This is a genomic window from Geobacter pickeringii (genome assembly GCF_000817955.1).
In the GTDB taxonomy this organism is placed as follows: Bacteria; Desulfobacterota; Desulfuromonadia; order Geobacterales; family Geobacteraceae; genus Geobacter; species Geobacter pickeringii.
Map to the genome: position 1 here is coordinate 1,626,773 of NZ_CP009788.1, position 20,290 is coordinate 1,647,062.

The 20,290-nt window shown below is 61.6% G+C and carries 15 protein-coding genes; 8 read left to right on the top strand and 7 right to left on the bottom strand.

Annotated elements, in window-relative coordinates; genetic code table 11:
* Window positions 1-54: 54 nt before the first annotated feature.
* Window positions 55-1,734 (top strand): energy-dependent translational throttle protein EttA, encoded by a 1,680-nt coding sequence (gene ettA / locus GPICK_RS07335; protein WP_039741764.1) that lies wholly within the window; start codon window positions 55-57, stop codon window positions 1,732-1,734.
* Window positions 1,735-1,815: 81 nt separating this feature from the next.
* Here ettA and GPICK_RS07340 read toward each other — a convergent pair whose 3' ends face one another.
* The 4 genes from GPICK_RS07340 to GPICK_RS07355 all read right to left on the bottom strand — a co-directional run bounded on the left by GPICK_RS07340 (window position 1,816) and on the right by GPICK_RS07355 (window position 4,675).
* Window positions 1,816-2,019: a GSU3473 family protein gene (locus tag GPICK_RS07340; protein WP_039741766.1), complete on the bottom strand. Its 204-nt coding sequence runs from the start codon at window positions 2,017-2,019 to the stop codon at window positions 1,816-1,818.
* A 294-nt stretch (window positions 2,020-2,313) separates the two neighbouring features.
* On the bottom strand, window positions 2,314-3,144 hold the full coding sequence (locus GPICK_RS07345) for a cytochrome c3 family protein (RefSeq protein ID WP_039741767.1): 831 nt from the start codon (window positions 3,142-3,144) through the stop codon (window positions 2,314-2,316).
* Window positions 3,141-4,244: a cytochrome b gene (locus tag GPICK_RS07350; protein ID WP_039741768.1), complete on the bottom strand. Its 1,104-nt coding sequence runs from the start codon at window positions 4,242-4,244 to the stop codon at window positions 3,141-3,143. Before GPICK_RS07350 ends, GPICK_RS07345 begins: the two co-directional genes overlap by 4 nt.
* An 11-nt stretch (window positions 4,245-4,255) precedes the next feature.
* Complete coding sequence (locus GPICK_RS07355) at window positions 4,256-4,675, bottom strand: QcrA and Rieske domain-containing protein (RefSeq protein WP_039741770.1); 420 nt, start codon at window positions 4,673-4,675, stop codon at window positions 4,256-4,258.
* 170 nt (window positions 4,676-4,845) lie between these two features.
* On the opposite strand from GPICK_RS07355, the gene GPICK_RS07360 reads away from it, so the two are divergent.
* Window positions 4,846-5,790: a class 1 fructose-bisphosphatase gene (locus tag GPICK_RS07360; protein WP_039741772.1), complete on the top strand. Its 945-nt coding sequence runs from the start codon at window positions 4,846-4,848 to the stop codon at window positions 5,788-5,790.
* A gap of 39 nt (window positions 5,791-5,829) precedes the next feature.
* Window positions 5,830-6,099, top strand: coding sequence for a hypothetical protein (locus GPICK_RS07365; protein ID WP_039741774.1), 270 nt, complete (start codon window positions 5,830-5,832; stop codon window positions 6,097-6,099).
* Window positions 6,100-6,188: 89 nt separating this feature from the next.
* On the opposite strand, the gene GPICK_RS07370 is transcribed toward GPICK_RS07365, so the two are convergent.
* The 3 genes from GPICK_RS07370 to GPICK_RS07380 form a co-directional block, all read right to left on the bottom strand.
* On the bottom strand, window positions 6,189-7,241 hold the full coding sequence (locus GPICK_RS07370; RefSeq protein WP_039741776.1) for an HD domain-containing phosphohydrolase: 1,053 nt from the start codon (window positions 7,239-7,241) through the stop codon (window positions 6,189-6,191).
* A gap of 37 nt (window positions 7,242-7,278) precedes the next feature.
* Window positions 7,279-9,390, bottom strand: coding sequence for a response regulator (locus tag GPICK_RS07375; protein ID WP_236685673.1), 2,112 nt, complete (start codon window positions 9,388-9,390; stop codon window positions 7,279-7,281).
* A gap of 233 nt (window positions 9,391-9,623) precedes the next feature.
* Window positions 9,624-10,895: a GGDEF domain-containing response regulator gene (locus GPICK_RS07380; protein WP_236685674.1), complete on the bottom strand. Its 1,272-nt coding sequence runs from the start codon at window positions 10,893-10,895 to the stop codon at window positions 9,624-9,626.
* Between the two features lie 169 nt (window positions 10,896-11,064).
* Between GPICK_RS07380 and GPICK_RS07385 the strand changes: the two genes are divergently transcribed.
* The 5 genes from GPICK_RS07385 to acnB all read left to right on the top strand — a co-directional run bounded on the left by GPICK_RS07385 (window position 11,065) and on the right by acnB (window position 20,156).
* On the top strand, window positions 11,065-12,258 hold the full coding sequence (locus tag GPICK_RS07385; protein WP_236685675.1) for a carbohydrate-binding protein: 1,194 nt from the start codon (window positions 11,065-11,067) through the stop codon (window positions 12,256-12,258).
* Between the two features lie 11 nt (window positions 12,259-12,269).
* Entirely contained in the window at window positions 12,270-14,654 is a 2,385-nt protein-coding gene (locus tag GPICK_RS07390; protein ID WP_039741782.1) for a DNA internalization-related competence protein ComEC/Rec2, read from the top strand.
* Between the two features lie 77 nt (window positions 14,655-14,731).
* Window positions 14,732-16,111 (top strand): GGDEF domain-containing response regulator, encoded by a 1,380-nt coding sequence (locus tag GPICK_RS07395; protein WP_039741785.1) that lies wholly within the window; start codon window positions 14,732-14,734, stop codon window positions 16,109-16,111.
* 41 nt (window positions 16,112-16,152) lie between these two features.
* The gene (hisS, locus tag GPICK_RS07400) at window positions 16,153-17,406 is read left to right on the top strand and encodes a histidine--tRNA ligase (protein WP_039741787.1); all 1,254 of its coding nucleotides are present in this window, start codon (window positions 16,153-16,155) and stop codon (window positions 17,404-17,406) included.
* A gap of 206 nt (window positions 17,407-17,612) precedes the next feature.
* Window positions 17,613-20,156 carry a bifunctional aconitate hydratase 2/2-methylisocitrate dehydratase gene (acnB, locus tag GPICK_RS07405; RefSeq protein WP_039741789.1) on the top strand — a complete coding sequence of 848 codons (2,544 nt, stop codon included), beginning with the start codon at window positions 17,613-17,615 and terminating at the stop codon, window positions 20,154-20,156.
* Window positions 20,157-20,290 lie beyond the last annotated feature (134 nt).

Here is a 20,290-nt window from a genome sequence, read left to right on the forward strand (position 1 = left end):
GTTGCGCGAAAAGGTAAAAAGGACCGATTTCATTCCAGGAGGTTGGGCACTGCCATGAGCACTGACGGCAACAAGATCATCTACACGATGATGCGGGTGAGCAAGTATTACGATAAGAAGCCGGTCATCAAGGATATTTCCCTTTCATATTTCTATGGGGCGAAGATCGGCGTTCTCGGCCTGAACGGCGCCGGCAAATCGACGCTTTTGCGGATCATGGCCGGTGTTGATAAGGATTTCAACGGCCAGGCAGTCCTCTCGCCGGGGTACACGGTCGGATACCTGGAGCAGGAGCCGAAACTCGATGAAACGAAGACCGTTCGCGAAGTGGTGGAAGAGGGGGTGCAGGAAACCGTCAACCTCCTGAACGAGTTCAACGAGATCACGGCCGCCTTCGCCGATCCCGACGCCGACATGGACAAGCTGCTGGAGCGGCAGGCGGCGGTGCAGGAGAAGCTCGACCACCTGGATGCCTGGGACCTCGACTCCCGCCTGGAAATGGCCATGGATGCCCTGCGCTGCCCCCCCGGCGAGACTTCCGTTACGGTCCTCTCCGGCGGTGAGAAGCGGCGGGTGGCTCTCTGCCGGCTGCTTCTCCAGAAGCCGGACATCCTCCTCCTCGACGAGCCGACCAACCATCTGGACGCCGAAACCGTCGCCTGGCTCGAGCATCACCTGCAGGGCTACCCCGGCACGATCATCGCCGTTACCCACGACCGCTACTTCCTCGACAACGTGGCCGGCTGGATCCTGGAGCTCGACCGGGGCGAGGGGATCCCGTGGAAGGGGAACTACTCATCCTGGCTCGAGCAGAAGCAGAACCGCCTTGCCCAGGAGGAGAAGTCCGAGAGCGATCGTCAGAAGACCCTGCAGCGCGAACTGGAGTGGATCAGGATGAGCCCAAAGGGGCGCCACGCCAAGAGCAAGGCGCGCATCAGCTCCTACGAGCAGCTCCTCTCCCTGGAGAGTGAGAAGCGGGCCAGGGAACTGGAAATCTACATCCCCCCCGGACCGCGTCTCGGTGATATCGTCATCGATGCGGATGCCGTTGCCAAGGCCTACGGCGACCGTCTTCTGGTGGAGGGGATGAGCTTCCGGCTGCCCGCCGGCGGCATCGTCGGCATCATTGGCCCCAACGGCGCCGGCAAGACGACGCTCTTCCGGATGATCACCGGTCAGGAACAGCCCGATTCGGGAACGATCCGCGTCGGCGAGACCGTGAAGCTCGCCTACGTCGACCAGAGCCGCGATGCCCTCGATCCGAACAAGACAATCTGGGAGGAGGTCTCCGGCGGCCAGGAAACGCTCCAGCTCGGCAAGGTGAACGTCAATTCACGCGCCTACGTGGCCCGGTTCAACTTCTCCGGCAGCGATCAGCAGAAGAAGGTCGGGATGCTGTCGGGAGGGGAACGGAACCGGGTCCACATCGCCAAGATGCTGAAGGAGGGGGGGAACGTCATTCTCCTCGACGAGCCGACCAACGACCTGGACGTGAACACCATGCGGGCGCTGGAGGAGGCGCTGGAGAATTTTGCCGGATGCGCCGTGGTCATCTCCCACGACCGCTGGTTCCTCGACCGCATCGCCACCCATATTCTCGCCTTCGAGGGGGACAGCCAGGTGGTCTGGTTCGACGGCAACTACTCGGAGTATGAAGAAGACCGCAAGAAGCGTTTCGGCACCGCCGCCGACATTCCGCACCGGATCAAGTACCGGCAGTTGACCAGAGCGTAATGGCGGGCCGGTAAGGGGAGCGAAACACAAAAGGGCGACTGAAAAGTCGCCCTTTTTGCATGCTGATGGGGGAGCAGCTGCTCAGAAGCAGGAAACGTATGCCGTGTGGCGGGGGTCGGAAAGCGGGGTCGTGCGCTGTTTGCGATCACACTGACGATTCACCGTCTCGATCCAGTCACCGGAGCTCAGAAACGATTTGATCAGGCCGTCCTTAATGAGCCGGCCCAGATTCGCCTCCAGGGCAACGGTAACGGTGTCGTCGATCAAGCGTACGAGTACAACCATGTCACTTCCTCCTTTGACGCAAGCCTTGGTACGAGGTTTCTCCGGAACGGCCGGTGTCGGGCCGTCCTGCGACGCATCCGTGCGCTTGGGCAGTTTCACCTCCGTTCCATCACCGGATCGAGCAAACGCCCTTAGTGTATACATAAAAATCCTTTGGGAGTAAATAAAAAAATTAGTTTAAATTAATTATTTTGCGTTGCCGAATGTCAAGGATTTCAGGTACCTGTCTGGCGCCGGTGGAGGCTGAGGGACAGCAAGCGTCGCCCTGGGAGCGTGCCCGTTCATGTTGACCGGTTAGTCACCCGGTGGCGACGCATCGTCATAGGTTCTTCTGAGGAGGTGAAGAAGCAGTGCTGAGAGCAGAAGCGAGCCGACCACGAACGCACCGGCAATCTTCCGGATCCTCTGCCGTTCGTCGATCTGCGTCAGGGAGAGTCTGATCTTTCCGAGTTCCTGCTGGATCGTGCCCGACTCCCGTTTGACCCTGGCTGTGTCGACCACATGAAAGAGCCGGCGATACGTGTTTCGGAGAGAAAAGAGGCTCTTTTCGCTGGCCTCGACATCGATCCCCTCGTTCCGCAGTCGTGTCAAATCCTTCTCTATACCGCCAATGATCCCTTCGGTCTGGCGCATCGCCTCCTTGATCTCCACAGCGCGGGCGTAGGGGTGACAGCGGCCGCAGGATGCCTCGTTAATGAGATCGATCGTTGCCCGTTTGACGGCGTGGGAGTCGTGGCAGGTGACGCAGGTCGGCCCCCCCGCGCCGAGCGCTTTGCCGTGGGCGCTCCGAAGGTACTCGCGCATGATGCCGACGTGGCACCGGCCGCAAAATGCCGGAATGGCCTTCTCCCTGGGAACGCCGAGAAAGCCCCGGGCTGGATTCATGGCGTTGACGATGTCTTTGGGGTCTCCGCCGTGACAATCGTGGCAGGAAATTCCGTTGTCGGCGTGTACGCTCCCCTGCCACTTCGGTACGGGGGCTTCACCCCGGCCGGTTTGCGCTCCGTGACACTGGAGGCAGGCCGTTACCGCCTGGGCGAAGGAGGGGAGGGGGATCGCGAGTGTCAGGACCGCCGCAATCCCGGCCATGAGGGGCAGAAGCAGCGCGGAAGGTGTCGGTCTCATGAGTAGTGCCCCCAGATCATCATGGCGAGATACAGGATGATCCCGCCGATGAAGCAGACGAGAAAGGCCGGTCTTTTCAGGGGATGCCGCTCTCTTCCCCGGTCGATGAACGGGAGCAGGGCAAGGAACGTCATGGCGGCCCCCTGCACCATCAACCCCAGCAACTCGTTCGGAAAGACCTTGAGGGTCTGGTAATTGGCGAGAAAATACCACTCCGGCTTGATGTGGGCGGGAGTCCGGTACGGATCTGCCGGCACGAAGGCCGTGGGGGGGAAGAAGAGATACGGGTCGAAGAAGACCACGGCAAAGAAGACCGCCAGATAGATCATGATGGTGGTTGCGTCCTGAAGGAGATAGTTGGGGAAAAACGGAATCCCTCCGGGATGCCCTTCATAGCGGAACCGGTCTCCCTGCCAGGTGTTAGTCGTTTCCTTCAGGCCGAAGGGGGGAGTGGATACGCCGATCCGTTCGAGTATGAAAAGGTGGGCTCCGACGAGGAGGGCGATGGCGACGGGAAGCAGCGCCACATGAACGGCGAAGAAGCGGCCGAGGGTGGCCGGTCCGACGAGTTTTCCCCCCCGGAGGAATTCGGTGAGGTACGTGCCGATGACCGGGATGGCTCCGGCGCTGTTGGTGGCAACGGTGGTGGCCCAGAAGGAAAGCTGGCTCCAGGGAAGGAGATAGCCGGTGAGCGAGATTGCCAGGACCAGGTTGAAGAGGATGAAGCCGGTGAGCCAGTTGAGTTCCCGCGGGCTCTTGTAACTCCCCATGAAGAGCGTCGAGAGCATGTGAAGCAGCAGAACCGCCACCATCATGTTGGAGCCGACGGCGTGGGACATCCGGATCAGCCAGCCGAAGGGGACGTCGTTCATGATTTGCGAAACGCTGCTGAAAGCCTTCTGGGCGTCGGGAACGTAGTAGACGAGGAGCAGAATGCCGGTTGCCACCTGGATGCCGAAGATGACGAGGAGCACGCTTCCCAGTGAGTACCAGGCGTTTATGTTGCGGGGGAGCAGATAGCCGGTGAGCTGCTTCTCCACAAGCTCGTCAATACCGAGCCGTACCTCGAGCCAGCGGCGGATCGCACGGATGATCGTCATGGAATGGCCTCCTATCCGACCGTGATCACGCCGTTGACGACGACGAAGGGAAGCTTTGCCAGGGGGCGAGGGGGAGGGCCGGCAATGACGGTCCCTTCGGGTGAGTATCGCCCGGCGTGGCAGGGGCAGAGGAAGTCCTGTTTTTCCTTTTCCCACTGCACGATGCATCCGAGATGGGTGCAGATGGCCGAAAGAGCCAGCAGTTGTCCCTGTCTCGTCCTGATTACAACACCGGTCGACCCCCGATAGTCGAAAAACTTGGCGCCGTCGGGGGGGATGTCCGTTTCGGGAAACGAGACCTTTGCACCCTCACTGCCGGTGGAGGGCGGGGCGAGATAGCTCAGGAGCGGATATGCCGCGGCCACCGCCCCCGCTGCAGCGAGGCCGCCGAGGCAGATGCCGAGAAAGGTTCGCCTGGTGGGTGTCTGCATGGGACCTCCGAGATTGGTACGCTTTCGGCCTCAAGTATAGACGCTGGCCGGCACTTTTCAACGTTCTGGCCCGAAGGAACCTCCCCAGATTTCGCTTGATTTGACCCGCTGTTTACATATACTCTCTGACTGTTTGATCGTTTAATTACCTATGCCACAGGAGGATGAGCATGCCGATGTCTGAGCCGGGCAAAACGAAATTCCAGGTGGACCTGCGCCGCCATCTGCGCGATCAGGATATCAGTGACAACCTTGTCCATCTGATCTGCGAGATCGCCGAGGCGAGCAAGTACGTGATCAACGCGGTGCGGACCGGCGATCTCGGCGTGGCGGGTACCTCGAATCTCTACGGCGAGGAGCAGCTTGCCCTCGACGTGCTCTCGGACCGGATCATCAGGAAGCGGCTCATTCATTCGGGGGTCGTCTGCAACATCGCCTCCGAGGAGATGGACGAGATCTTCCAGGCCCAGGCCGATGCCGACGGCCTTTACTCGGTGGCCTACGACCCCCTCGACGGTTCGTCGCTCGTCGACGTTAATCTGGCGGTGGGAACCATCGTCTCGATCTACGAGGGGTGCAATCTGCTCCAGAAGGGACGCAACCAGGTCGCTGCGATGTACATCCTCTACGGACCGCGGGTCTCCCTGGTGTACTCCGTCGGGAAAGGGGTTCACGAGTTCACGATGAACCACCTCATGGAGTACACCCTCAGCCGCGAGAACGTCACCATGAAGCCCGAAGGCGACATCTACGCTCCGGGGGGGCTGCGTAACAAGTACCCTGCGGGAACCGAGAAGTTCGTCCGCTACCTCGAGGACAAGGGGGCAAAGCTCCGCTACTCCGGCGGGTTTGTCCCCGACATCAACCAGGTGCTCATGAAGGGGAAGGGGATCTTCATGTATCCGGCCCTCAACGGTTCGCCCAACGGCAAGCTGCGCGTTCTTTTCGAGCTGAACGCCATGGCGTATCTGATCGAGAATGCCGGCGGGGCGGCCACCGACGGCAAAAACCCGATTCTTGACATCGAACCCCATTCCCTGGACCAGCGGGCTCCGGTCTTCATCGGGTGCAGCAATGACGTCAACAAGGCGATGGAGTTCGTCAACGGGAACTGATTCCCGTCAATCTCTTTATTGGCATCGAGTGAGGTTTTCATGGAAGAGAACGCAAAACAGCAGAGACTCTGCACGGAAATTCAATTGTTCGACCTCTGCGAGGGAGCCTCGGACGCCTGTGGCCACCGTGACGGCCGCTACTGCACCAAGGGGGATTTGATTGCAAAGTTCGAAGCGATCGCCGAGGACGACCTCCGTTCCCCCGAGCAGTATCTCGCCGATGAACTGGACGATGCCGAGGGGGCCGAAGATATGGGGTACGATGAAGCGTTCGGCGTCGACGAGTATGGAGAAGAGGAAGAGGAATAACACGGTCCCCGCGAAGCCGTGCGGTTATGAGAAAGGGGCTGTCCTTGGTGGGCAGCCCCTTTTTTGTTTTGATTGGTGCGGTTGGAGAGCTACCGGCCGTTGAAACGGTATTTGCCGGCATCTTCCCACTGGGCGCGGGAAATGGACCGGAAGATCCGGGCGATGTCCGGGTCGAACTGGCTCCCGGTGCATCGTTTGATCTCGTCAGTCACCGCCTCGAAGGGAAGTGCCTTGCGGTAGGGGCGGTCCGACGTCATGGCGTCGAGGGTGTCGACAAGGGCGAAAATCCGGGAGCCGAGCGGGATGCTGCTCCCGGCAAGGCGATTCGGATAGCCAGTGCCGTCGAACCGTTCGTGGTGGGCGTAGACCATTTCCGCCGCTCCTTTGAGGAACCTGATCCCCGAGAGGATGTCGTAGCCGAGTTGCGGATGGCGTTTCATCTCGATCCATTCCGCGTCATCCAGTCGAGCCGGTTTGAGGAGAATGTTGTCCGAAATGCCGATCTTGCCGATGTCGTGCAGCAGCGCCCCCCGGGCCATGATGCCGAGTTCCGGCTCCGCGATCCCCATCATCTCCGCCAGTAGAATGGTGTAGTTCATCACCCGCTCCGAATGGGAGCCGGTCTCTTTTTCCCGCGCGTCGAGGGCCCTGACGAGGGCGGTCAGGGTGTGATCGTAGGTCTGGTTCAGCTCTTCCATGGCCATTCGGATCTGGCCGGTCTGTTCCTCGACTTTTCGTTCCAGGTTTGCCTGATATTCCCGGTTTTCCACCAGCAGGCGCTGTTTTTCCAGCGAATTGCGGATGGTGAGAAGCACCCGTTCGATATCGAAGGGCTTGAGGATATAGTCGTCGGCCCCCAGGTGGATACAACGCATGGCGGTTTCCATGTCGCTGATCGCGGTGACCATGAGCACCACGATCTCGCTGTTCAGTGCCTTGATGTCCTTGAGAACGTCGACGCCGGAACGACCCGGCATCATGATGTCGAGCAGCACGAGGTCCACTTTGGCGGCGTTGAGCACGGTCCGTGCCTCCTCGGAGCTGCCGGCCTGGAAGCATCGGTACCCCTCGCGGGATAGGGCGGTGACGAGGAGTTCCCGGATCATCTCCTCGTCATCGACTGTCAGGATCGTCGTCTGCACGTGATCTCCTCCCTGGAGTGCATTCGGTAAAACATCATTAGCCGGCCCGGCTGCCGAGAAGTTCGCGCACTCTCCCCGCCAGATCATCGGGGCTGAAGGGCTTCAGGATGAAGGCCGTGCGGTCGTGGGCGATCTCCTGGGGCACGATGCTCTCTTCGGTATAGCCGGACATGAACATGACCTTGAGGCCGGGTGACTGCTCTCGGAACTCAGCGGCCAGTTTCGGTCCGCTCTTGTCCGGCATGACCACGTCGGAGAGAACCAGATCGATCCGGTCGCGGTTCTGGCGGAAGATCTCTACGGCGCTCTCCGGCGAGCCGGCCTGGAGCACGTTGTAACCCCGGCTTCTCAGGGTGCGGGCGGCCAGATTGAGCACGCCGACCTCGTCTTCCACCACGAGAATCGTTTCCGAGCCCCGCGGCCCCTCGTGCCGGGAGCGCGCCCCCGCCGCATCGGCCGCCGCCTCTTCACGGGGGAGGAATACCCGGAACGACGAACCCTTGCCGGATTCGCTCAGCACCTGGATATAGCCGCCGCTCTGCTTCACGATGCCGTACACCGTCGCCAGGCCCAGCCCCGTCCCCCGTCCCTGGGCCTTGGTGGTAAAGAACGGCTCGAAAATCTTCCGCTTTATCTCCTCCGACATGCCGATGCCGTTGTCGTGGACGGCGAGCATCACGTAATTGCCGGCCAGGGCACCCCGGTTTTCCGCCACAAAAAGGTCGTCGAACACGGCCTCGCCGGTCTCGATGGTGACGATGCCGCCGTTTTCCATGGCGTCGCGGGCGTTTACCACCAGGTTCATGATGATCTGTTCAACTTGTCCCGGGTCTGCCTTCACCATGCCGATTTCATCGGCAAGGCGGGTGTTGAGGATCACGTTTTCCCGGATCAGCCGCTTCAGCATCTTTTCGATGTTCTTGACCAAGTGGTTGATGTTGATAACCTTCGGCTCGAGAATCTGGCGGCGGCTGAAGGCCAGCAGCTGGTGGGTCAGGTCGGCGGCGCGCTCACCCGCCTGGAGGATGTGCTCCACTTCGGGGCGGTACGGGTCGTCGGAGGGCATTTCATGGAGCAGCAGGGTGCTGTAGCCGTTGATCACCGTGAGCAGGTTGTTGAAGTCGTGGGCGATGCCGCCGGCCAGCTGGCCGACCGCTTCCATCTTCTGGGCCTGGCGCAGCTGCTCCATGGCCTGTTTGTGCTCCAGTTCCGCCCGGGCACTGTGCAGTGCCAGGGCCGCGGTCTGGGCGAAGGTTTCCAGTTCTCTCCGCTCCCGCTCGGTGAACCCTCCCGGCTTGTTGGCGAGACCGATCACTCCCACCACCTTACCGCCAACCTTCAGGGGGGTGCCGAGGAACGAGCTGATCCGGCGGCGTGAGTGCTCCTGGAGACAGAGGCGATGGGTGCCGGCGTCAAAGTCGTTGCAGAGGATGGTCTGCTCGTCGATGACCGGCGCGAACAGCAGGCAGTCGTTACGGGCGACCACATGGCCGGTTTCGTTTTCGATGGGACCGTCCAGCTCGGTAAAGCAGCGGCAATTGCCGGCGGCCAGGGAGGAGGTTGCGGAAACGGCAAGAATCCGGGCATCACCGTTAGGGCGCAGGTCATACAGAAAGCCGAATGATGACGTGGTAAGGGTTACGCAGCGATCGACGAGTACCTGAGCCATTCGGCAGATGCTGCCGGTCTCCAGAAAACGGAGACTGGCGGCGGCCATAGCCTCGGAAAGTTCCCTGCTGCGGCGTTCGTCAGCCTCCCGTTCCCGGCGCATCCTGGCCTCCGAAAGCTCCCGTCTGATGGCCGGCAGAAGCCGGGCCAGGTTGTCCTTGAGGATATAGTCGTTGGCCCCCGCCCGCATAGTCTCTACGGCGGCGTCCTCTCCCACTTTCCCCGAACAGACCATGATCGGGATGTCGTACTGTTTTTCCCGCAGCATGGCGATGGCGTCAAGGCCGCTGAAGCGGGGCATGACGTAATCCGAGATGGCAATATCCCACTCGCCGGTGGCCAGGGCGTCGGCCAGTGATTCGGGTGAGTCGATGCGGGCTACGGTGAGGGTGAATCCTTTGCGCAGCTCCCGCATGACCAGCTCTGCGTCAAGCGGAGAGTCGTCAATGATGAGAGCGCGGAGGGGAGGGAGAATCATCATGCTGCTCCGTGGAGGCTTGGCGCGCCGCCTGGCCTCTCCTCGAGGTCCACGGTTGCAAGCACACCGCGTGGGGAATTTTGTTTCAATTCTATTCATCGGCATTCCGGCTGGTAAGTTGAGCACGAAATTTCTGGTTCACCGGCTCGATGACCCCACGAGGCATGGAGCGAGAGGTTGCGACGGCACTGCCGGACAACGGACGCTCACACCGTGGGGGTGTGGGCAGGGGGGGGTCATGGTTGAGGAAAGGATATTCCGCTCCCCTCGGCAGGGATGCAACTCTTGGTCGATTTGTCATGGTACATCCGCTTGTCTGCCAGCTTGAGAGTCTCTTCGAGGCGTTCCCCCTTGACGGCGGTTGCCACGCCGAATGACATGCTCAGCGTCAACTGGTCGTCGGACCCGTTGCGCGAGCCGAGTCTGGTGGACAACCGGTGGAGCGCTTCGTCCACCGCCGCCGTGTCGGCACTGGGGAGGAGTACCGCGAATTCGTCTCCGCCGATGCGGGCAACCACGTCTTCGGCGCGGAAAGCCCCCTTGAGGACAAGTGCCGCGCTGATGATCAGCTCGTCACCGGCGGCATGCCCCAGGGTGTCGTTGACATACTTGAGGCGGTCGACATCGGCGATGACGATGCTGACGGGGAACTGGCGCCCCTGCTCGAGCCGTTCCATCTCTTCCTGGAAGTAGGCGCGGTTGTAAAGGCCGGTCAGGGCGTCGTGGGTGCTCATGTAGCGGAGCTTTTCCTCGGTCTGCTTCCGCTCGGTGATGTCGAGAATGGTGCCGACAAGGCCGCCGAGGGAGTTGTCGACGTTCTGGAACGTGGCCTTGTAGAAGATCACGTCGTGGATGGCGCGGTCGGCGAACGATATGGAGCTTTCGTAGATTTGGGTGCCGCCGCGCAGAAAAAGTTCGCGGTCCGACTCCTCGAAGTTCTCGGCAAGGGAGCCCGGGGCGATGTCGAAGATGGTTCTGCCGACGATCTGGCTTTGATCGAGGCCGGAGAATGCTTCGAACGCCTTGTTGCAGCCGAGGAAAATGCCGACGGGGTTTTTGAAGAAAATCGGGGTGGGAATCGAGTCGATGAGTGCCTGTCTGAAGTGGAGCTGCTCGCGGAGGTCGAGGTCGGCCTTGCGGCGCTCCTCGCGGATGGCGGCTTCCCGCAGCTCGCGCCGGATCGCGGGAATCAGGCGGGCCTGGTCCCCCTTCATGACGTAGTCGTGGGCTCCCCCCTTCATCGCCCGGACGGCCTCGAGCTCGCCGATCTTCCCCGAGACGATGATGAAGGGAAGGTCCTGCTCCTCTTCCTGCAGAATTGCCAGGGCCGCCGGGGCGTCGAACTGGGGCATGAAGTAGTCGGAGAGGATGACGTCCCATTTGCCTGCCCGCAGGGCGTCACGCAGCGCGGCGGAGGTGTCGACCCGCTCGTACGTCACGTCGAATTCCCGCTTGAGTGCCCGGACGAGGAGAAAACAGTCGTCTTCCGAGTCTTCGATTATGAGCACGCGAAGTGGCTGACTCAAATGATGTCTCCACGAGATCGGGGGAGAAGTGGTGCAGGAAAGAGCGATTAATTGCGTAATCCCAATACGTATAGCACCCAATTGCCATTTGGCAAATGGGAGAAAGCTGTGGTATAAGCGATCTATCATATTTTTCGCTGGGTTACGGGGGATGGTGCCGATGGTCGATCTGGTGGGTAAGCTTCGTTCTATGGCGATGACGATGGTGAGCCTTTCGCTTGCCGTGGCCGCGTTCGCGGTACCGGTGGCTGCCGCCGACAAGGAACAGCCCGCCGTGACGCAGGGTGAGCTGGCGATGAGGCTCGTCAAGGAGCTGGGGCTGGAAAAGGGGCTCCCTGCCGAACCGAAGCCGTCCGACTACCAGACGATCCTTGGCGGCAGGCGCCAATACCGCTTCGAGGCTGAGGATGTCTATGATGCGGAAGGTGACAGCGTCTCCGTGAAGAATTATCCGCTCTACGGCCCTTTCTCCGGCAGGGGATGGGTGAGCGGCCTCGCCGTCGCGACGACGGTCAAATTCACCGTCTTTCTCCCCCGTGACGGAGAGTACCAACTGAAGGTGAGCTCCCGTGGCGATGGCCAGATCTGGCAGGCCGGCGGCAGGGAGCTCCCGGTCAGCACGGGGGGAGCGTTTCGGGAGGCAGTGGCGGGACGGATCCCGCTCAAGGCGGGGACCCAGATCATTACCGTCCAGCTCCCCCCCGAGGGGGGGGTCGACTGGTTCGCGCTGGCTGCCGACGACCTCCCTCCGGTGGAGCCGCTGGCCGGCTGGCGCCCCGATGCTCCTCTGACCTGGGGAGAGATGGCCGAGGTGTTTGCCGCGCTCCTCGGCGCCGAACGGAAACTGCCGATGGATAAGGGGGTGGGGAGCCGGACAATCGCCGCCCATGGTGTGGCACGGCTTCCCGTCGGTGCCGCCGTCACCACGGCCACCTTCCTCGGCCCCTTCACCCCGCCGCAGTGGGTCCGGGCCGGGGCCGGCGGCGCCGTCATCGAGGTTCCGCTGGTGCTCGATGCGACCGGCGTGTACGACCTTCGGGTGCGGCTACTGGGGGAGCCGGTCATCATGGACCTTGACGGCAGGCGGTTCGAGCGCCCCGGCAAACCGTTTCTCGCCTGGTACGACCTCGGCACCATGCGCCTGAGGGAAGGGCGTCATCTCCTCAAGCTCGTCCTCCCTCCCATGGGTGGGGTGGACGTCGTTGAGATCGTGAAGCGAAAGAGCTCCCCTGCCGATTTCCTCGCCGTCGTCGGCCTGACCGGCAATCCCCAGGCTCCGGTGAGCCGCGCCGAGTTCGAGAACACCCTGAACGGGATGCTGAGCCGGCTTCGCGGCGGCAACTAGGGGCGGGGAGGGTGACGCGAAGCCCTCTGCTGCTCCTCCTGGGAGGGATGATCGCGGGGTTGTGTGCCGCCCATCATCTGGCCGTTGAACTCCCCGAACCGGTATTCTGGGCAGCCCTGGCAGCCGCCGGGGCGACGCTCTTTCTCCGCAGCCGGATCCCCTTTGCCCTCGTCCTCACGCTGTTCTTCTTCACCTGGGGGAGCGTGGCGCTCAAGCCGTTTCTCACCCCCGATCTCCCCGCGGATCACATCGTCAAACAGATCACTCCCGAGCCGGTCATCGTGGAAGGGGTTGTCGACAGCCGTCCTGAGGGAGCCGATGCCGGGGAGCGGATTTTCCTCCAGGCGGAGCGCATCGTTTCGGGCACCCAGGAGCGCCGGGCAACGGGGCGACTCCTCCTTTTCGTGAAAGAGGGGCGGACGACCTTTCTCTCCGGCGACCGGATCAGGTTTTCGGCTCGGCTGCGGCAGCCCGAGAATTACGGCCTTCCGGGCGAGTTCGACTATCGCCGCCATCTGGCCTACCGCAGCGTGTTTGCCACCGCCTTTGTCCCGCAGGCGAACCGGATCGTCCTGATGCGGGAACGGACCGCTTTTTCGGTCCAACGCTGGTTCGACGGGGCGGCAGTGAGGCTCGGCACCTTCATCGACGACCGCTTTCCCCGGGAGGGGGGAGTCCTCAAGGCGCTTCTCATCGGCGACCGGGGATCCGTTTCCAATGTCACCAATGACGCCTACGCCCGGGCCGGGGTGAACCACATCCTGTCCATCTCCGGTTTTCATGTCGGCGTCATCGGCATCGTCCTCTACCAGCTGCTGTTCCGGCTTCTCGCCCTGTCCGAGCGGTGCGCTCTCTACTGCAACCTCCGCCGGCTTGCACTGGTGGCGACCCTGCCGCCGATCGTCTTTTACCTCTTCCTGAGCGGAGCAGCCCCTGCCACGGTCCGGTCGGTGGTCATGCTGGCCGCCTTTACCGTCGCTCTCCTTCTGGAACGCGAGAGCAACCCCCTCGACACCCTCGTCCTGGCGGCATTCGCCATTCTCGCGTGCTTTCCGCAGGATCTCTTCGACCTCTCGTTCCAGCTTTCGTTCCTGGCGCTCTGGGGACTCGTGGTGCTTCCTCCCGTGCTCATGCAGCCGTTTCGCGCCGTCGAGAACAAGGTGGCCGGGAAGCTCATTCTCTTTCTCGTCGCATCGGTTGCGGCAACGGTCGTGACCCTTCTGCCGGTGGCGCACACCTTTCACCGGGCGTCGCTCGCCGGCATTGCCGCCAATTTCCTCATCGTGCCGCTTCTTGGGTACGGGGCCGTCATTGCCGGCTTCGCCGCGCTCCCTCTCGTCCCCCTTTTCCCTGGCGCCGCAACGGCGCTGTTATGGCTCGCCGCAGCGATGGTGCGGATCTCCGATACAATCATTGTCTTCATGGCGCGGATTCCCCTCGTACCGCTCAGGAGCGTATCCCTCGGCGAATTGGCTCTTTTCTATCTCTGCCTCACGGTGCTGACCATCGTTTCAGGCGAAAGGATGCGGCGAGTGCTGTGCGGTGCAACGGTTGCCGTGCTGCTCCTCTTTCATCTTCCTGCCAGCGCCGGCACCGGCAGGCTCGTCCTCACGTTTCTGAGCGTGGGACAGGGGGAGTCGACCCTCGTGACGTTTCCCAATGGCAAGCGGATGCTGGTGGACGGCGGGGGGAGTCTTTACGAGGGAGGGATGGATGTGGGGGAGCGCCTCCTGGCTCCCGCCCTCTGGACCATGGGTGTCGACGGAATTGATTACATCGTCATGACCCATCCCCATCCGGATCATATGAAAGGATTGACGGCCGTGGCGGCTTCGTTTCCGATCGGCGAGTTCTGGGAGAGCGGCACCTGGTCCGGCGGAGCGGACTACGGGCGGCTCAAGTGGCTCCTGGCGGACCGGGGCGTTCCGGTCCGCCGGGTCGATGCCTCCTCTCCGGCGCTCACGGTGGGGGGCGTGACGGTGGAGGCGCTCTGGCCGGCGGGAGGGGGAGGTGGGGAGGATGCCAACGAGGAGTCGCTGGTCCTTCGCCTCTCCTATGGTTCGACGGCGGTGCTCCTGACCGGCGATATCGGCCGGTCGACGGAGGCACGCCTGCTGGCCGCTCCGGCGAGGCTTCGCTGTACCGTTCTCAAGGTTCCCCATCACGGCAGTCGGCATTCTTCGTCCGAGGAATTCCTTGATGCCGCATCACCCCGTGTGGCGCTCATCTCGGCAGGGAAGCGGAACAGTTTCGGCCTGCCGTCGGCACAGACCCTGGAACGCCTCGAACGACGCCGGATCGCCGTCTATCGCACCGACCGCGACGGGACCATCGAGGTGGAGAGCGACGGACGCAGCGAGACGGTCCGTACCGCCGCGCACGGGCATTTCCATTGACAAATACCGACGATTATCTGATAGTCTAAAACAAATGCGGAAGCTATTCCGCCCACCACCGTCAGGAGTCTTTCCCCATGGAACGGATACTCGTTGTCGAAGACGACCGCTTTTTTCGACAGATGTATGCCGATCTCCTTGTGGAGGAAGGATACGAGGTCACGACCGTCACCTCCGGTGCCGAAGCGCTCGACCTCCTGGCGCAGGACGAGTACCAGCTCATCATTACCGATCTGGTCATGCCGGGGATGAACGGGCTCGAAGTCCTCTCGCGGGTAAAGCAGCAGTCCCCCACGGTCGACGTGATCCTCGTCACCGGCCATGCCAACCTGGAAACGGCCGTTTTCGCCCTCAAAAACGGGGCGCGGGATTACATTCTCAAACCATTCAACCACGAAGAATTCAAGCATACGGTCGCCCTCTGTTTCGAACAGCGCCGCCTGATCAACGAGAATTTCGAGCTGCGTGAACTGCTGAACCTCTTCCAGGTGGGACAGAGCATCGCCAACTGTCTCGATCTCGATCGGCTCTCGGCCGTGGTGGTCGACGCGCTGATGAAGGAGGTCGGAGGCTGTCGGGCCATCGGTCTCTTTCCCGAGAAGAACAATCTGCTGAACCTCAAGGAAAACCGGGGATTTTCCACGGCCGAGGCACAGCAGCTTGCCGAGATACTCCTCCCGCGCTGCGGCGAACTGCCGGCTGACGGCAACGGGATCAGGCAACTGGACCCCCTTCTCTTCTCCGAGGGAGAAACCCTGAGGAAAACGGGGCTGACCGGTGGGGTGTTTCTTTTCATCTACTCGAAGACATTCGTCCAGGGGGCCGTGGCACTCTTCAACGAAGTTGGGGTGCCGTTTCCTTCCCGATTCAAGCAGAAGAGCATCCACTTCCTGCTGGAGCAGTCGTCGCTTGCCATCGACAATGCTGCCCGTTACGCCAATGCCCGGGACATGCTCTACATTGACGAGCTCACGGGGCTCTTCAACTACCGGTATCTCGATATTTCCCTCGACCGGGAACTGAAGCGGGCCGACCGGTTCGGCGCGACGGTTTCGATGATCTTCATCGATCTGGACCATTTCAAGAGAGTGAACGATACCCACGGCCACCTGATGGGGAGCAAGGTTCTCAACGAGGTGGGGCAACTGCTCAAGAAATCGGTGCGTGAAGTGGACATTGTCATTCGCTACGGTGGCGACGAGTTCACCATTATCCTCGTCGAGACTGGCGAGAGGGGGGCCGCCACCGTCGCCGAGAGAATCCGTCGCTCCATCGAAGGGCACACCTTTCTCACCGACGTTGACCTCGGTGTGAAGCTCACCGCAAGCCTGGGCTACGCTTGTTACCCCGTCGATACTCAGTCCAAGCTCGAACTGCTGGAGCTCGCCGACCAGGCAATGTATCAGGGAAAAGAGAAGGGCAAGAACTGCGTGTTCCGGGCTACCGCTATCCGTTAGTACTGGATTCTGCCATTATGCAATGAAGGAGTAGGTAATACATGATCACCGGTATCAAGGGGTTTAACGATATTCTCCCCGGCGAGGTCGAGACCTGGCAGCACATAGAAGCAACGGCCCGCCGCGTTTTCGGCTGCTACGGGCTTTCCGAGATACGAATTCCCATCCTTGAAAAGACCGAGCTTTTCTGTCGTTCCATCGGCGACACCACCGACATCGTGGAGAAGGAGATGTATTCCTTCGTCGACAAGGGCGAGAATGCCGTAACCATGCGCCCCGAGGGGACGGCGAGCGTCATGCGCGCCTACATTGAGCACAAGCTGTATGCCCAGGATCCGGTGGCGAAGCTCTACTATATCGGTCCGATGTTCCGTTACGAGCGTCCCCAAAAGGGGCGCTACCGCCAGTTCCACCAGATCGGGGCCGAGGTGACCGGTGTCACCGATCCGAAGATCGATGCCCAGGTTCTCACCATGCTCTGCCACTTCTTTGCCGAGCTGGGACTTACGGAGCCGTCACTGCAGATCAATTCCCTCGGCTGCCCGGCGTGTCGCCCCGCCTACCGCGAGGCACTGAAAGGCTTCCTGCGGGAACGGCTCGATCACCTCTGCGACGACTGCAATCGGCGCTACGAGACCAACCCCCTGCGGGCGCTCGACTGCAAGTCGGCCCACTGCAAGGAGGCGACGGCCGATGCGCCGGCCATGCTCGATCATCTCTGTCCGGAGTGCGACGGCCATTTTGCGGCCACGCGCCGCCATCTGGACCGGGCCGGGACTCCCTATGCGATCAACGACCGGATGGTCCGGGGGCTTGACTATTACACCCGAACCACCTTCGAGCTGGTGACCGGTCTTCTGGGTTCCCAGAGCGCCGTGGCTGCGGGAGGTCGGTACGACGGCCTCATCTCCGATCTCGGTGGTCCCCGGATCCCCGGCATCGGCTTTGCCATGGGGGTCGAGCGGGTGGCGCTGCTCCTGAAGGAACAGACTTTTGCCCGGCGCCCCGATCTCTTTATCGCCGCCCTCGGTGACGAGGCCCAGGACGAGGCTTTCCTCCTCATGAGCTCTCTGCAGCGTCTCGGGTTCACCGTCGAGATGGACTATGAGGGGAAGAGCCTCAAGAGTCAGATGCGTCGTGCCGACAAGTTCAACGCCCGTTTCACTCTCATTATCGGCGGCGACGAACTGGCGAAAAAGAGCGCCGCGCTCAAGAATATGGACGCCGGGAGCCAGGACGAGGTTTCCCTCAACCCCGAGGGGATAGCTTCACGGCTTCACTCCGATAATCGCTGATCTCCTGAGGGGCGGACTATTCCCGCCCCCGCCTCCTTTCCCTCCACCCGTTCGTTCCTCCTCACCGCTTTTTTCATCCCACATAAGCAATTGACATTCGACCGTGAAAATTGTATACAGTATCCATTTTCCGCAGTCTCTCCGTAGTGTCAACATCTCGAAATGACGATCAATTAAGGCAGTAAATTCAGAGGAGGATACGTACCATGATCGAAGCCTATCTCGCCCACGAAGCCGAGCGCAAGGCGCAGGGAATCCCGGCGCTTCCGCTCAACCCCGAGCAGACCGCCGAGCTGTGCAATCTGCTTGGAAATCCGCCTGCCGGCAAGGAAGAGTTTCTGCTCAACCTGCTGAAGGAGCGCGTATCCCCCGGCGTCGACCCCGCTGCCAAGGTGAAGGCTGCGTTTCTGGCCGAAATCGTCAAGGGGAGCAAAAAATCGCCGCTCGTATCGAAAGTGGACGCCATTCGCATCCTCGGCACCATGATCGGCGGTTACAATGTGGGTCCGCTGGTGGAGGCGCTGAAGGATGCCGAGCTGACTGAAGAGGCTGCCAAGGCCCTCACGGGGCTGACCCTCGTGTACGACGGCTTCGATCAGGTGGTGGAACTCAGCAAGGGCAATGCCGCCGCCAAGAAAGTCCTGGAGTCCTGGGCCAACGCCGAGTGGTTCACCAACCGTCCCGGCGTCCCCGAAACCATCAAGGTCAAGGTCTTCAAGGTGGAAGGAGAGATCAACACCGACGACTTCTCGCCCGCTGGCGACGCCTGGAGTCGCCCGGACATCCCCCTGCACGCCCTTGCCATGGGCAAGACCCGCTTCCCGAATCGCCTGAAGGATATCGCCGAGTGGCGTGCCGCCGGCCATCAGGTGGCCTTCGTCGGCGATGTCGTTGGCACCGGCTCTTCCCGTAAATCTGCCTGCAACTCGGTCCTCTGGCATATGGGGCAGGATATTCCGGCCGTCCCCAACAAGAAGACCGCCGGCGTCATCATCGGCGGCGTCATCGCCCCGATCTTCTTCAACACCGCCCAAGATTCCGGCGCGCTCCCCATCAAGGCAGACGTCACCAAGCTGAACGATGGCGACGTAATCACCATTAACACCAAAAAGGGTGAGATTGCCAATGCTGTCGGTGAGGTCATCTCCACCTTCAAGCTCTCCCCCAACACCATTGCCGACGAGTTCCGTGCCGGTGGCCGGATCCCGCTTATCATCGGCCGCGCCATCACCGAGAAGGCCCGCAAGGCCCTTGGCCTCGGCGATATCGACGTCTTCACCAAGCCGGTAAACCCCGAGCCCAAGGCTAGTCAGGGCTACTCCCTGGCCCAGAAGATGGTCGGCAAGGCCTGCGGCGTTGCCGGCGTCCTCCCCGGCACCGCCTGCGAGCCGAAGATGACCACCGTCGGTTCCCAGGACACCACCGGACCCATGACCGCCGACGAGCTCAAGGAACTGGCCTGCCTCAAGTTCTTGGCCCCGATGTTCATGCAGTCCTTCTGCCACACCGCCGCCTATCCGAAGCCGGCCGACGTGAAGATGCACAAGACCCTTCCCGGCTTCATCATCGAGCGGGGCGGCGTTCCCCTCAAGCCGGGCGACGGCGTTATCCACTCCTGGCTGAACCGCCTCCTCCTCCCCGATACCGTCGGTACTGGCGGCGACTCCCACACCCGTTTCCCCATCGGGATTTCTTTCCCGGCCGGTTCTGGCCTCGTTGCCTTCGCCGGTGCCATGGGCTTCATGCCCCTCGATATGCCGGAATCGGTCCTGGTCCGCTTCAAGGGGAAACTGAACCCCGGCATCACCCTGCGTGACGTGGTCAACGCCATCCCGTTCTGGGCCATCAAGCAGGGCAAGCTGACCGTGCCCAAGAAGAACAAGATCAACATCTTCAACGGCCGTATCCTCGAGATGGAAGGACTTCCCGACCTGACCGTCGAGCAGGCCTTCGAACTGACCGACGCCGCCGCCGAGCGCTCTGCCGCTGCCGGTTGCATCCAGCTCTCCAAGGAGAGCGTGGCCACCTACCTCCGCTCCAACGTGGCCCTGATGAAGCAGATGATCAAGGATGGCTATCAGGATGCCCAGACTCTCCAGAGCCGCATCGATGCCGTCAACGCATGGCTTGCCAAGCCGGAACTTCTTGAGGCCGACAAGAACGCCGCCGAAACCGGCGCCTATGCCGACGTGATCGAGATCGATCTCGCCGAGATCACCGAACCGATCCTTGCCTGCCCCAACGACCCGGATGACGTGAAGCTGCTCTCCGAGGTTGCCGGCACCACCATCAATGACGTCTTCCTCGGTTCCTGCATGACCAACATCGGCCACTTCCGCGCCGCCGCCGAGATCTGGAGGGGGCAGAAGTTCAACCCCGCCGTCAGGACCTGGATCTGCCCGCCGACCCGCATGGATCAGCAGCAGCTCAAGGACGAGGCGTACTTCTCGGTCTTCAGCGCCGCCGGTGCCCGCATCGAAATCGCCGGCTGCTCCCTCTGCATGGGGAACCAGGCCCGCGTCCCCGACGGCGTCACCGTCTTCTCCACCTCCACCCGGAACTTCGATGACCGGATAGGCGACGGTGCCAAGGTGTTCCTCGGTTCCGCCGAGCTCGGCGCGGTCTGCACCAATCTCGGCAAGCTCCCGACTCCTGCCGAGTATCTCCAGCTCTACAAGGAGAAGATCGAGCCGAAGAAAGAGGCAATTTACAAGTACCTCCAGTTCGACGAAATGCCTGAGTACAAGTAAGTGACTGTTGGGGGAATTCTCCCCCGCTGCACTGTCGAGAGCCCCCGGTCGGAATCGCCGATCGGGGGCTTTTTTTGTATGGAGGGATTCTGGTATTATCGAAGCGGTACGTGACGGATCTTCGAATACTCAGG